Consider the following 13588-nt stretch of genomic DNA (forward strand, 5'->3'; position numbering starts at 1 on the left):
CGACGCTGAGGTCGACGCTCAGGTCGACGCGGAGGTCGACGCTGAGGTCGACGCCAGGGAGGTGACCGAGCGGCTGCTCGGGCGGCCCCTCGACCTGCGTCGTCGCGACGTCACGCGTGACGCCGGGGTGTCCCTCCTGTCCGCCCAGAAGTTCTGGCGCGCCCTCGGCTTCCCGGTCGTCTACACCGACGACGAGCTGTTCACCGAGTCCGACGTCGACGCACTTCGCACCATCGCCGGCATCGTCCGTGCGGGGGACGTCGACGAGGCCCTGGCCCTCGCGATGACGCGCGCTGTCGCACGCTCGGCCGACCGCCTCGCCGTCTGGCAGGCGCAGCTCGTCGCCGAGGCGGTGGAGACGGAGGCGTCGGTCGCGCTCGCGGCAGAGGCGGAGGAGGCGGGAGCGGGAGCGGAGACGAGGGTGGTGCCCTCCTTCGAGACCGCCACGGAGACCGCCCGACGCATGGCCGAGCTCGCCGACCGCTTCGAGCCGCTGCTCGTCTACGCCTGGCGGCGGCACCTCAGCGCCGCGATCTCGCGCATGCTCGCCGACGCCGACCCGGAGAGCTACGGCCTCGTGAAGATGCGGTCCGTCGGCTTCGCCGACCTCGTCAGCTTCACCTCCCTCGTGCGGAAGATGTCCGAGCGCGACCTCGCCCGGCTCGTCCACCGCTTCGAGCGCCTCTCCGCAGACGTCATCACCGCCCACGGCGGACGGCTCATCAAGACCGTCGGCGACGAGGTCCTCTTCACGACCGTCCAAGCCGCCCCGGCAGCGGCCATCGCGCTCGACCTCGTCGAGACCATCTCGCAGGACGACGTCCTGCCGGAGGTGAGGTGTGGGATGGCCCGTGGTCCGATCGTCTCGAGCCTCGGCGACGTCTTCGGCACGACGGTCAACCGGGCGTCGCGCCTCACGGCGGTGGCCCAGGCCGGCTCCGTCCTCGTCGACGCCAGCATGGCACGCGAGCTCGCCACGCTCTCCGGCTTCGTACTCACCGGTCAGCGCCGCCGCATCCTGCGCGGCGTCGGTCCCGTGTCGCCCTCGATCCTGCGCCGCGCCGCACCCGGTGGCCGGCGCACCACCTGACCGTCAGACTCGTGCCGACCCACTGAGGAGCCTGCCCGTGAACCCGCCGACCCCGCAGCTCGTGCGCATCGAACGCTTCGACGAGCCACGCCTCGCGCACGTCGCCGAGCTCGTCCTCGACCGACCCGAAGCCCTCAACGCTGTCTCGACGGCCATGGCTGAGGCGATCCGTGACACGACCGCGGCTCTCGCCGCCGACGAGACGGTCCGGTGCGTCGTGCTCACGTCGAGCCACGAGAAGGCGTTCTGTGTGGGCGCGGACCTCAAGGAACGCAACTCCTTCACCGATGCCGACCTCATCGAGCAGCGGCCGATCGCCCGGTCCGCCTACGGAGGCGTCCTGGCCCTGCCGATGCCGGCCATCGCGGCCGTCGACGGCTTCGCGCTCGGCGGCGGCTTCGAGCTCGCCCTGTCCTGCGACGTCATCGTCGCTGGGCAGGAGGCGCTCGTGGGCCTGCCCGAGGTCGGGGTCGGCGTCATCCCCGGGGGTGGCGGCACGCAGCTGCTCGTCCGCCGGGTGGGTTGGTCACGGGCGGCGAAGGCGATCTTCTCCGCCGCGAAGCTGTCCGCGGCGGAGGCCCTCGAGCTCGGAGCCGTGGACGAGGTCGTCACCCCCGGCACGGCCCGGGAGCGCGCGCTCGACCTCGCAGCCCAGATCGCCGCGAACTCCCCGGTCGGCCTGCGAAACGCCAAGCGAGCGATGCGCCTCGGCGCCGACGTCGACCTCGCGGCGGGACTCGAGATCGAGGACGCCTGCTGGCGTGCTACCGCCTTCTCCGGAGACCGCCGCGAGGGCGTCGCGGCATTCGCGGAGAAGCGCACTCCCAACTGGCCCGGCCGCTGAGGACAGCCGCGCGCGGGAGCCGGCACAGCGGCATACGGCAGCTCTCCCTCCATCGGTAGGGCACCCCTCGGCGCTGCAGTCGGCGCGCCCGGCACGCCGGCGCTCGGCTGCCAACCGACCGGCTGGGGTGCGTGTCCACGCGAGCTAGCCGACGAGTCGGCCCGGGCGCCACCGCTGTGGGACGCCCGGGCCGACGGAGCGGCCGTCGCGGTCGAGTGGCCCCAAACGCGCTTGTGCCGTGTGCCGCTCTGGTCAGCCGTTGACCTGGACGGTCATCTTGCCGGTGCTGTTGCTCTGCACCACCCTGATCGTGACGCCGACCCCGGCGACCTTGACACTGCCCATGGGGTTGGCGGTGTCGTAGTAGCGCTCCGGGTCGCTGTCGTCGAACGTCGAGACGGGCGGCTGAGCCAGAACACCGAGCGTCGTCATACCGGCCGCGGTCTCCCGGTGCAGAGAGATCGGGTCGGTCGACTCGACGCCGAACGTCGAGTCGAAAGTCTGGATCCGGTTGCGGGCCACCGTGTCGTCACTCCACGTCAACGCCGCCGGTCGGGAGTCGATCGGCAGGATTCGGCCGGTGCCTGGGTGCGTCCTGGTGCTGTTGTTCGACACCGCGGTGTTCCAGTAGCTGATCAGCAGCCCGTCCTGGTAGGGGAAGTGCTCCACCCAGTCGGGTTTCGTGTCGAGCCAGCCGAAGTTGTACGGGCCGACCTCGAGGGTCGCGTCGTACCCGACATACTGCCGATTCTCGGCGATGTAGTAGCGGTCGTGGCCGTTCGGGTCCGCCGGGAGCGTGACGATGAGGGCCTGACCCTTCTTGGTGGCGTGCATCGACGGCCCGAGCGTCACCGTCGCCTCCTCGTCGTGGGCCACCGCGGCATAGTCGAGCCAGCCGAGCTGCAGCTTCTCCCAGGCGCCCATGTGGTTCGGCGTCGTGCCGATCGTGTCCTGTCCGCGGCCCAGCCAGGAGCCGGAGCTCATCAGCGTCCAGAACCCGGTGCCGTTCTCGCCGCCCCGGGTGTCATAGAGGTCCGGCAGACCCAGGTCGTGGGCGAACTCATGCGCGAAGACGCCGAGTCCGCCGTTCTCCGGCTCGGTCGTGTAGTCCCGGATCCAGAAGTCGGTGCTGCCGACCCGGACGCCGCCGTTGGGGTTCCAGCTGGGACCACCAGCCACACGCTGACCGACCGACCAGCGGTGCGACCAGATCGCCCACTCCGGTGCGCCGGCTTCCTCGCCCTCGCCGGCATGCACTGCCTGGAAGTGGTCGATGTAGCCGTCGGGCTCGGTGAAGTTGCCGTCCCGGTCGTAGTCGTAGCGGTCCCACTGGTCGAACTGCTGGAGGTACTCCGTGATCTCGGCGTCGGACCTGCCGTTGGCCACCTGCTGCTCGTACCAGGCATTGGCGCCGTCCTGGATGAAGCGGGTCATGTCGGTCTGGCTCTCGGTCTGTCCGTAGCTCGCCTCGTTGTAGGGCACCGTGACCCAGTCGGACGTGTCGCCTTGGACGGTGTAGCGCCCGCTCGACATCTCGCGGTAGAGGCTCGTCATGGACTCACCGCGGCCGAAGAAGACGTCCTCGTAGTGGTCGCGGTCGAAGTCCTCGACCCAGTAGGTCGTGTCGTCCACCGAGCGGTCGGGCTCCGGAATCGTGTTGTGCAGCGGGCCGGCCGGTGCCGTCGGGAAGCGCGTGTCGACCTGGTCACCGAACTCGATGAGGAAGGTCAGGATGTTGTCGGTGGACTGGAGGCCGTACTGCGCCCACTGGCCCGGGGAGACCTGGACGGCCTTGCCATTGCCCTTGGTGACTGGGGTGGCCTCGCCGTTGATCACCTGGGTGACGGCCTCCTCGATGAGGGCCCGTCGGGCGTCGCTCTGATCGTCCGGGCGGTCATCGACGCGTTGGGCGACGTTGTCCCCCGCGTCGGGGACCGCGTTCGCGGCCAGGGCGGGCACCAAGCCGGTGGCGGCAGCGACTGCTGCGCCTACGAGAATTCGGGATCTGATGTGCCGCATCTCAACTCCTCCGTCCTGCGCCGTTGCAGGACCTTGACGTGAGTGCGCGTCCGCTGACGCACGCAGCTGCCTCATGGGCAACTGAGCCCGAGGCTAGGACAAGCCAGATCCACGCGCGCGCTGAACTTCACTCCGGCGCGGAGCCGGCCCAGCGGCATACGGGAGGTCGTCGGAGGCTGCACCGGTGGCGCCCGGACCCGTTGTCGGTAGGCTTCGGTCGGTCGGTGCCTGCCGGCCGCCCACGGTGACTGGGCCCTGGGACGGCGATTCGAGGACGGTGACATGACGCGAGTGCTGCTGGCCGAGGACGATCCGGCGATCTCCGAGCCGCTCGCGCGGGCGCTCCGTCGTGAGGGCTATGACGTCGACGTGCGGGAGGACGGCGCCGAGGCGCTCGAGGGCGCGAAGGACAACCCGGACCTCGTCCTGCTCGACCTCGGCCTGCCCAAGGTGGACGGGCTCGAAGTGTGCCGGAGGCTCCGGGCCGAGGGTCGGACGATCCCCGTGCTCATCCTCACCGCACGGGCCGACGAAGTGGACACCGTGGTCGGTCTCGATGCCGGCGCCGATGACTACGTCACCAAACCCTTCCGGCTCGCCGAGCTGCTCGCCCGCGTTCGTGCCCTCCTGCGGCGGACCCCGGCCGACGCCGCCCCCGCCGGCGAGCTCGTCAGGATCGACTCCGACGGTCGCCGCGCGTGGTTCAAGGGCGAGGAGCTCCAGCTCACGGCCAAGGAGTTCGACCTCCTCCGGGTCCTCGTCAGGGAGCAGGGCAAGGTCGTCTCGCGCGAGCAGCTCATGCGCGAGATCTGGGACACCGCGTGGTTCGGCTCGACCAAGACCCTCGACATGCACATCTCCGTCCTGCGCCGCAAGCTCGGCGACGACGCGACGTCCCCGCAGTACATCGCCACGGTGCGCGGCGTGGGATTCCGGTTCGAACGGCCCAAGCCAGAGTGACCGTGCGGCGGACGCTCGACCGGGTCACGCTGGTCACCGCGGCAGCGACGGCCGGTGTGGCTGCCGCAGGGACGACCGGCGTCGTCGCCTACGTCATCACAGCGCGCCCGGACGTCATCACGGACTGGCTCGCACAGGACCCGTCCGTGGGGATCGCCCGCTTCGCTGCGGTCGCCTCCGCCGTGGGCCTCGTCGCCCTCGTCGTCGGGTATGCCGCGAGCCTGCCCCTCAGGCGTCGGCTGGCCACGTCCGCGACCGGTCTCGTCGCCCTCGCCGACAGGTTCGCGCACGGCGAGGCCCGGCTCAAGCCCCTCCGCTCGGGTGTCCCCGAGCTCGACCTCGTCTCGGACGTCATCACCCGACGCGCCCACGACATGACGAGGTCGCTGGCGGCCGAGCGCGACTTCGCGTCGGACGCTTCGCACCAGCTGCGCACCCCCCTGACCGCCCTGCTCATGCGCCTCGAGGAGATCGCCGAGACGGACGACGTGTCGGCGGTCAAGGAGGAGGCGAACATCGCGATCGCCCAGGTCGAACGACTCACCCGGGTCGTGGACGACCTCCTCGGTCGCTCGCGCGGCTCGGACGGCCCCGCCCCGGCGGTGTCGCTCGACTCCGTCATCGCGGCACTCCAGCGCGAGTGGCAGCCCGCCTTCGAGCAGGCCAGGCGCTCGGTCCGGGTGCGAGGTGAGCGTGGGCTCTTCGTCCGGTCGACCCCCGTCGCGCTCTCCCAGGTCCTCTCGACCCTGCTCGAGAACTCCCTCGTCCACGGCCGCGGCACCGTCGATGTCCATGCCCGGCGGTCCGGACCGTCGGTCATCGTCGAGGTCAGTGACCAGGGTGACGGGGTTCCGCCGGCGATCGCGCCGCACATCTTCGAGCGGTCCGTCAGCACCGGCGCAGGGGGAAGCACGGGGTTGGGCCTTGCCCTGGCCCGCGACCTCGCCGAGGCCAATGGGGGGCGGCTCGACCTCGTGCAGGCGCAGCCGGCCCGTTTCGCGCTCTTCCTCTCCGAGGCCGAGTCCGACTGAGCGCCGCGGACCCGGTGCGGGGGGATGTGCGCAGGGGCTTGCGCGCAGCGCCGGGTGGATCGAGCTCAGCAGATACCCTTCGCAGGTGAGACGGCTTCGGGAGTACCTCTTCGTGCGCCACAGGCACAACTGGGTGCTGCTCCTCCGCTTCGCGATGGTCGGGGCCAGCGGCGTGTTCGTCAACCTGGCCACCCTCGTCCTCGTCAAACGACTGGGCACCGACCCCGATGACGCGATCGTCGGACTGCCCTTCACCGACTTCAACATCCGCTGGTACCACGCCTACTCGACGGTCGCCTTCCTCGTTGCGAACCTGTGGAACTACCAGCTCAACCGGACCTGGACCTTCCGGAGCGGGCGCCACGCGGCGTGGTGGCGGGAGTACTGGCCCTTCCTCACCGTCGGCCTCCTCGGCCAGCTCGTCGGCCTGCTCCTGCTCACCCTGCTCATGCACCCGAACTCGCCGCTCGCACTGCCGTCCTCCGTCCTCGACGACTCCACCGGCCTGCGCACCCGGCTCTACTGGGCCCAGCTCATCGTCATCGCCGTCGTCACGCCCGTGTCCTTCGCCCTCAACAAGCTGTGGACCTTCGCGGCGGTGCGCACCCGCCACACCGAGCTCGCCGACCCCGCGCACACGGAGGCCGTGCTCCGGGAGGTCCACGACGTGGGTGAGGAATCCTCCGAGCACGCCGCACACTAGGCTTGGGCTCCGTGACCGAGCCGAAACGCGCCCCCGGTGGCTTCCCCGTCGTCGGCGTCGTCGGAGGCGGCCAGCTCGCCCGGATGATGCAGGGCCCAGCAATCGAGCTCGGTGTCCAGCTCTCCGTCCTCGCCGAGGACGAGGTTGCCTCGGCGGCTCTCGTCATCCCCTCCTCGCCGGTCGGCCACCACACGGAGCTCGACCACGTGCTCGACTTCGCGCGCGCCTGCGACGTGGTCACCTTCGACCACGAGCACGTGCCGCAGCCCGTCCTCGCGGCGCTCGAGGCGGAGGGTGTCATCATGCACCCGAGTCGCTCGGCCCTGCGGTTCGCTCAGGACAAGCTCGCCATGCGCACGCGACTCACCGACCTCGGCATCGCCTGCCCGCGCTGGGCCGTGGCCCGGGAGGCGAGCGACGTCGCACGCTTCGGCGACGAGGTCGGCTGGCCGATCGTCGTCAAGACCCCCCGGGGCGGCTATGACGGCAAGGGGGTCATCGTCGCGTCCTCGAGCGACGACGCCGCGGAGTGGCTCGCGCACGTGGGGGAGCCGGGCCCGATGTCCGAGGGCCTGCTCCTCGAGGAGCGCGTCGACTTCGCCCGCGAGCTCGCCGCTCTCGTGGCCCGCAGCCCGTCGGGGCAGGCAGCGGCGTGGCCCGTCGTCGAGACGGTGCAGACCGACGGCATCTGCACCGAGGTGCTCGCGCCTGCGCCCGACCTCGACCCGACCCTCGCCTCGGTCGCGACCGAGGCGGCCCTGCGGATCGCGGGCGAGCTCGGGGTGACCGGCGTGCTCGCCGTGGAGATGTTCGAGGTGGTGGGGGACGACGGCCGACCGGGTTACCTCGTCAACGAGCTCGCCATGCGGCCCCACAACAGCGGGCACTGGTCGATGGACGGCGCGGTCACCGGGCAGTTCGAGCAGCACCTTCGTGCCGTCCTCGACCTTCCGCTCGGGGACCCGCGACCCCGGGCCGAGTGGACGGCGATGGCCAACGTCCTGGGCGGTGAGTACCCGGACCTCTACCCTGCCTACCGCCACGTCATGGCCCGTGACCCGGGAGCGAAGGTCCACATGTACGGCAAGGGCGTCCGGCCGGGCCGCAAGCTCGGGCACGTCAACGTCAGCGGTCCGGACCTGGCCGACGCCAGAGAAAGGGCCCGGCACGCGGCCGAGTACCTCCAGGGAGTGATCACGGAATGAGGCGCGAATGACCGAGCAGAGCAGGCAGCCAGTCGTCGGGATCGTCATGGGCAGCGACAGCGACTGGCCGATCATGCGGGAGGCGGCGGCAGTCCTGTCGGAGTTCGGGATCCCCTACGAGGCCGACGTCGTGTCGGCCCACCGGATGGCCGAGGAGATGATCGACTACGGCAAGGCAGCCGCGGGGCGGGGGCTGCGGGTGGTCATCGCGGGCGCCGGGGGCGCAGCCCACCTGCCGGGAATGCTCGCCTCTGTCACGCCACTACCGGTCATCGGCGTGCCGGTGCCCCTGAAGTACCTCGACGGCATGGACTCACTCCTCTCCATCGTCCAGATGCCGGCCGGCGTGCCGGTCGCCACCGTCTCGATCGGCGGTGCGCGCAACGCCGGGCTCCTTGCCGCCCGGATCGTGGGGACCGCGGGCGACGACCTCGGTCGGGTCGTGCGCGATCGGATGGCCGACTTCCAGGCGGCCCTGCGGGACCAGGCCCACGCCAAGGGGGCCGCCCTGCGCGCCGAGGTCGCCAAGGGCCTCTGAGCCGGTTCCAGCGCCGTCAGCCCGAGACGGCCCCGGTGCCGTCGCCGGGCACGATGCGCGGCCACTCGATCTTGGGGCAGGTGTCCATGACGACCGCCAGCCCGGCCTCCTTCGCCCGCGAAGCGGCCTTCTCGTCGATGACACCGAGCTGGAGCCACAGGGCGCTGATGCCCAGGCGCTCCCTCTCGGCGATCGCCTCGTCGACGCAGGCGCCGACCCGGGAGCTGTTGACGAAGAAGTCGACGACATTGACCGTGGTGCCGTCGGGGATGTCGCCAAGCCTCGGATAGCCCTCGAAGCCGTGCACGCGCGCCCCGCTCGGGTGGATCGGGACCAGCGCCATCCCCAGCTCGCGGGCCAGCCACAGCGACACGCTGTGCGCGGTGCGGTTCGGGTTGTCACCGAGGCCGACAACGGCCCAGGTCGCGGGAGTGTGCAGCAGGTCCCTGATGACGGCCGGGTCGTTGTGGTGCATGGCTCCATCCTCACATGCATGCGCCGACATCGGCCGGTGAGCAGTGACAGGATGGCCATCATGCGATTCGGACTCTTCGTGCCCCAGGGCTGGCGGATGGACCTCGTCGGCATCGAACCGGCCCGACACTGGCAGGTCATGTCGGGCATCGTCGGCCACGCCGACGAGGGGGACGCGTTCGAGTCCGTCTGGGTCTACGACCATGTCCACACGGTTCCGATCCCTTCGGACGAGGCGACTCATGAGGCGTGGACGCTGATGAGCGCCTTTGCCGCGTCGACGCGTCGCGTGCGGCTGGGTCAGATGTGCACGTGCATGAGCTATCGCAACCCGGCCCTGCTCGCGAAGGTCGCGGCGACCGTCGACATCATCTCCGGGGGTCGCCTCGAGATGGGGATCGGAGCGGGGTGGTACGAGAAGGAGTGGCGTGCCTACGGATACGGCTTCCCCTCCGCCCGCGAACGGTTGGGCCGGCTGCGTGAAGGTGTCCAGATCTTCCGTGACATGTGGACGACGGGCTCTGCGACGCTCGACGGCAGGTACTACCAGGTCGACGGTGCGCGCTGTGCGCCGCGGCCGCTCCAGGGCACCGTGCTGCCCGGTTCCGAGGCGAACGGGATCCCCACCTGGGTTGCCGGCGGAGGAGAGAAGGTCACGCTGCGCATCGCGGCGCAGTTCGCCGACTACACGAACTTCGACGCCGAGGCTGAGGCCTTCAGCCACAAGAGCGAGGTCCTGCGGGGCCACTGCGAGGACATCGGCCGCGACTTCGACTCGATCGTCCGGACCGGTGACTACAACGTCGTCATCGGTGAGACCGAGTCAGACGTCGAGGACCGGCTCCGGTTCTACGGCGACCTCCTGCGCCGGGGCGGCGTTCCCGAGGCCCGGGCCGAGCGGACCATCGCCGACCTTCGCACGCAGCCCGCGGTCGGGACCCCGGAACAGATCGTGGAGATGTTGCGTGACATGGATCGGCGGGGCCTCGGCTACGCGATCACCTACTTCCCGGAGGCGGGGCACGATCGCTCCGGGATCGAGCTCTTCGAGTCGGCGGTGGTTCCGGAGCTGCGCGGCTGAGACCGCGCCTGACCGGCTCGGCGCGCCTCATCACCCGTCGCGGCGCGCGTGCGCTGCCGCCGAGGGGCGGGCCGTCACCAGGCGGTCCAGCCGCCGTCGACGGCGATGACCTGCCCGGTCACGTAGGACGACGCATCCGAGGCGAGCCAGGTGACGACTCCCCGGAAGTCGTCCTCGGTCGCCATCCGCCCGAGGGGAGTGAGGTGCTCGTAGCGCGCGACGAAGGCGTCGTCCTGCCCCCGCGCGATGCCGCCGGGAGCGAAGGCATTGACCCGGATGTCCGGAGCGAGGACGGTGGCGAGGTACCGCGTGAGCTGGACGAGGCCGCCCTTCGAGGCGGCGTACGCAGCCGGGTTGCCCATCCGCGTCCCCTCGTAGAGCCCGAGGTTCGGCCCCACGAGCGCGTAGATGCTCGCGACGTTGACGACGCTGCCATGACCGCCCGCACGCAGCAGGGGAGCGAGCTGCCGGGTGAGTGAGAACGGCGCCGTGAGGTTGAGGGTGAGGGCGAGCGCGAATGCCTCGTCGGTCTGCTCCTCGAAGGGGACGGCGTAGCCGGCGACGCCCGACGTGCCGGTGAAGGCGGCGTTGTTGACGAGCACGTCGCACGCGCCCACCTCGTGCAGCGTGTCGACGACGAGCGAGATGCCCTCGGGCTCGAGCAGGTTCGCTCCGACCGGGACATGGCCGACCCCGTGCAGGGAGCTCGCGACAGCTGCGGACCGGTTCTCGTCGAGGTCGACGACGACGACGCGGGCACCGGCGTCCGCCAAGGCCGCTGACAGGACCGAGCCGAGAGGTCCGGCCCCGCCCGTGACGACGGCCGTGCGGTCCGTCAGGTCGACCAGCCGGCTCAGAGCCGTCCCGCTGTCGTCGTCGTGGCGCGGTCGGTTCATCGGTCAGGTCCCTTCGATCCAGGGCAGGTGGATGATCCTCGCTGCGACGAGTGCCTCGAGGAGCCGGAACTCGTATTCGTCGTCGATCGAGAAGGCCTGTGACTCCGGGATCTCCGCACCGGCGTGGCGGCCCTCGTCGAACCACGAGGTCTCCAGCCGGCGCACGAAGGAGGCCCGCCAGAGGTAGAAGTTGCCGTTGATGCGCAGGAAGCGGTCGGCGTCCTGCCGCCGGGTGATGCCGGCGCCTGCCTCGAAGAACCGCTCCAGCACACCGTCGTCCGCCTGCCGAGCCCGAACACCGACCCAGACCGGGTTGAACGTCGGCTCGGAGACGCTGATGACGCCGTCGAGCCGGTCGTCGGCGAAGAGCCGCGCTGCGGCATCTGCGAGCTGCTGGGGGACGCGCGCCGGGGAGGTGGGGTCGAGAAGGAGCACAGCGGCATACGGCTCACCTTCCTCCCGCTCGCACCACTCGAGCGCGTGCCGCACGACGGGGGCCATGGGCGTGTCGTCCCCGGACAGCTCCGCCGGCCTGAGGAAGGGCGCATCACCGCCGTGGCGGCGAGCGACGTCGGCGATCTCCTCGGAGTCGGTGGAGACGATGCACCGGGTGACCTGCGGGGTCAGGGCCGCGGCGCGAATGCTGTGAGCGATGAGCGGAAGACCGACGAGTGGCCGAATGTTCTTGCCGGGCAAGCCTTTTGAGCCCCCACGTGCTGGTATCACAGCGAGGATGCGTGGCTGTGTCATGAGATCGCCCTCGCGTGGTCGCAGAGTCCCAGCGTCGCCAGCCCCTCCGCGAGCGTGGCGGGCGCCCCCGCCGTATGCCGCTGAGCCGGCGCGGCCCCGGGCGTGACCTCGAGCGCGGCGCGGGCCTGGGTCGCCATGATGGTGTCGCGGTCGAGGTCGGCCGGGAAGCTTCTGGTCGTGGCCCGGCCGGTGGCGTCGAGGTGGGTGACCGTCGCGGTGGGAAGATCCCATTCCAACGAGCCCTCGGGGCCGTGGATCGTGATGCCTCGCGTCGGTGGCCGCGTGATGTAGTCGAGGCGGCACGTCACGGTGGCGGTGGCTGTCTGCCACAGCAGCGTGGCGGCCTGCTCAGCCTCGATGTCGAGGGGGCCGGCGTGGTCAAGGTGCGCAGCGAGGGTCGAGGGCCTGCCGAAGAGGACCTCCGCGTAGTCGAGCTCGTGGACGAGGTCGCGGAGGACGCCGCCCTCGTCTGCGCGCGCGGAGTAGGACGCGCGGTAGTCGCGTTCGGGGCGCCAGTCGGGCAGCCAGGACTGACACCGGACGTGGGCTGAGGCGGGCCGCCCGACCACGTCGACCAGGGTGAGCAGGTGGCGGAAGCCCGCGTGTGCGCGCAGCGGGGCCGCGACCCACACGTCGCGGGCGCGGGGGTGGGAGGCGAGTGGCTGGGCTGCGGCGGCGGTCGGGGCGAGGGGCTTCTCGACGAGGATCCGCCCGGTGCCGGCGTCGAGCGCCTCGATCGTGTCGCGCACGTGGCGGGCGGTGTCGGTGGCGACGACGACGAGGTCGGCCGCGGCCAGCGCGGCCGGACCCGACGCGTCGTCAAGGATGTGGACGGCGGGGCCACTCGAGTCGGAGGCGCCGGCGCGCGGGCGGACCGGCCAGGTCGCGACGTCCGCCCCCAGCATGGCCAGGACTCGGGCGTGCCGCTGCCCGATCGACCCGCTCCCGCGCACGACGACGCGACGTCCATCCAACGGCGCGGACACCGGCGAGAGGTCGGACACGACAGCACCTTCTCACGGGCCCGGGGAAAACCGGTGGTGCCATCCGGTCCGCCCTCGCACGCACGCCAGTGTGCGTATCAGCTCAGCCAGCTCGTCGAGTGGCCTCGAACGCGTGACGCACGGGTGCGGTCCGCAAGCTGTGGGGGCGTCTCGACGGGCGGTGCGTGGACTTTGGGGCCACTCGACGGGAGCGTGGGGTGTGGGCTTTGGGGCCACTCGACGTGGGGTCAGCGGACCTGCTCGGCCAGCCGCTGGACGGCATCTGCCACCGGCGGGCCGAACATCACCGGGTCGTTGTGGTCCGCGCCGGGCAGCACGACCCGCTCGACGAGCACCGGCACGGCGTCGGCCACTCGCTCACTCAGCGCCGCCGGGACGATGGTGTCGCGGTCCCCGTAGATCACCGTCGTCGGGACGCTGCTGCGAGCGAGGTGCGTGACGACGTCGAACCGGTCCCGCAGGACGAGCCGCACGGGCAGCCACGGGTAGTGGTGTGCGCCGACGTCCGCGAGCTCGGTGAACGGTGACCGGAGCACCAGACCGGCCGGCGGCCGCCGCGACTGCAGGGCGGCCACGACCCCCGTCCCCAACGACTCGCCGAAGTAGATCGTCCGCTCCGGTGGGTAGCCGCGCTCCTCCAGGGCCTGCGCGGCAGCCACGGCGTCCCTCGCCAACCCGGCCTCGCTGGGCGAGCCGGGGTTGCCGCCATAGCCGCGGTAGTCCATGAGGAGCACAGCGAGTCCACGACGGCGGAGCTCGACCGCCAGACCGGCCCGGCCGGCACGGTTGCCGCCGTTGCCCGGTGCCACAAGGACCGCGACGCCCAGGTCGGCGCCCTCGTCGGCGGGAACGAACCATGCCCCGAGGTCGAGCCCGTCGGACGTCCGCACGGCGACGTCATGGGCGCCCTCGATGACCTCCCCGGCGGCGGGTACCGGTGACGAGTCGGGGAAGTAGATCAGCCGTCGTTGCATCGCAGCCATCATGCCGACC

Annotated in this window: 14 protein-coding genes; 8 read left to right on the forward strand and 6 right to left on the reverse strand. The window is 71.2% G+C overall.

Annotated features, from left to right (window positions below; genetic code table 11):
- Together LOY02_RS08415 and LOY02_RS08420 are read left to right on the forward strand one after the other, a co-directional pair.
- A partial coding sequence (locus LOY02_RS08415) for an adenylate/guanylate cyclase domain-containing protein (RefSeq protein ID WP_317181897.1) occupies positions 1–1090 on the forward strand: 1090 nt, incomplete at its 5' end.
- Positions 1091–1127: 37 nt separating this feature from the next.
- Entirely contained in the window at positions 1128–1934 is an 807-nt protein-coding gene (locus LOY02_RS08420) for an enoyl-CoA hydratase/isomerase family protein (RefSeq protein ID WP_317181898.1), read from the forward strand.
- 252 nt (positions 1935–2186) lie between these two features.
- Here the strand turns inward: LOY02_RS08420 and LOY02_RS08425 are convergent, their stop codons facing one another.
- On the reverse strand, positions 2187–3953 hold the full coding sequence (locus tag LOY02_RS08425; RefSeq protein WP_317181899.1) for an immune inhibitor A domain-containing protein: 1767 nt from the start codon (positions 3951–3953) through the stop codon (positions 2187–2189).
- A gap of 282 nt (positions 3954–4235) precedes the next feature.
- Here LOY02_RS08425 and LOY02_RS08430 point away from each other — a divergent pair, with 282 nt between their 5' ends.
- From LOY02_RS08430 to purE, 5 genes are all read left to right on the forward strand, one after another.
- Complete coding sequence (locus LOY02_RS08430; RefSeq protein WP_317181900.1) at positions 4236–4913, forward strand: response regulator transcription factor; 678 nt, start codon at positions 4236–4238, stop codon at positions 4911–4913.
- 2 nt (positions 4914–4915) lie between these two features.
- Entirely contained in the window at positions 4916–5944 is a 1029-nt protein-coding gene (locus tag LOY02_RS08435) for a HAMP domain-containing sensor histidine kinase (protein WP_317181901.1), read from the forward strand.
- 85 nt (positions 5945–6029) lie between these two features.
- Complete coding sequence (locus tag LOY02_RS08440) at positions 6030–6647, forward strand: GtrA family protein (RefSeq protein ID WP_317181902.1); 618 nt, start codon at positions 6030–6032, stop codon at positions 6645–6647.
- A gap of 11 nt (positions 6648–6658) precedes the next feature.
- Positions 6659–7852: a 5-(carboxyamino)imidazole ribonucleotide synthase gene (locus tag LOY02_RS08445; protein ID WP_317181903.1), complete on the forward strand. Its 1194-nt coding sequence runs from the start codon at positions 6659–6661 to the stop codon at positions 7850–7852.
- A gap of 7 nt (positions 7853–7859) precedes the next feature.
- The gene (gene purE / locus LOY02_RS08450; protein ID WP_317181904.1) at positions 7860–8390 is read left to right on the forward strand and encodes a 5-(carboxyamino)imidazole ribonucleotide mutase; all 531 of its coding nucleotides are present in this window, start codon (positions 7860–7862) and stop codon (positions 8388–8390) included.
- A 16-nt stretch (positions 8391–8406) separates the two neighbouring features.
- Here the strand turns inward: purE and LOY02_RS08455 are convergent, their stop codons facing one another.
- Positions 8407–8865 carry a CoA-binding protein gene (locus LOY02_RS08455; protein ID WP_317181905.1) on the reverse strand — a complete coding sequence of 153 codons (459 nt, stop codon included), beginning with the start codon at positions 8863–8865 and terminating at the stop codon, positions 8407–8409.
- 60 nt (positions 8866–8925) lie between these two features.
- Between LOY02_RS08455 and LOY02_RS08460 the strand changes: the two genes are divergently transcribed.
- Positions 8926–9945 carry an LLM class F420-dependent oxidoreductase gene (locus LOY02_RS08460; RefSeq protein ID WP_317181906.1) on the forward strand — a complete coding sequence of 340 codons (1020 nt, stop codon included), beginning with the start codon at positions 8926–8928 and terminating at the stop codon, positions 9943–9945.
- A 74-nt stretch (positions 9946–10019) separates the two neighbouring features.
- On the opposite strand, the gene LOY02_RS08465 is transcribed toward LOY02_RS08460, so the two are convergent.
- The 4 genes from LOY02_RS08465 to LOY02_RS08480 all read right to left on the reverse strand — a co-directional run.
- Positions 10020–10841, reverse strand: a complete 822-nt coding sequence (locus tag LOY02_RS08465) for an SDR family oxidoreductase (protein WP_317181907.1) — start codon at positions 10839–10841, stop codon at positions 10020–10022.
- 3 nt (positions 10842–10844) lie between these two features.
- Positions 10845–11591, reverse strand: a complete 747-nt coding sequence (locus tag LOY02_RS08470; RefSeq protein ID WP_317181908.1) for an acylneuraminate cytidylyltransferase family protein — start codon at positions 11589–11591, stop codon at positions 10845–10847.
- On the reverse strand, positions 11588–12595 hold the full coding sequence (locus LOY02_RS08475; protein WP_317181909.1) for a Gfo/Idh/MocA family protein: 1008 nt from the start codon (positions 12593–12595) through the stop codon (positions 11588–11590). Before LOY02_RS08475 ends, LOY02_RS08470 begins: the two co-directional genes overlap by 4 nt.
- Before the next feature lie 227 nt (positions 12596–12822).
- A partial coding sequence (locus tag LOY02_RS08480) for an alpha/beta hydrolase (RefSeq protein WP_317181910.1) occupies positions 12823–13588 on the reverse strand: 766 nt, incomplete at its 5' end.

This window comes from Intrasporangium sp. (assembly GCF_032907665.1).
Taxonomy (GTDB): Bacteria; Actinomycetota; Actinomycetes; order Actinomycetales; family Dermatophilaceae; genus Intrasporangium.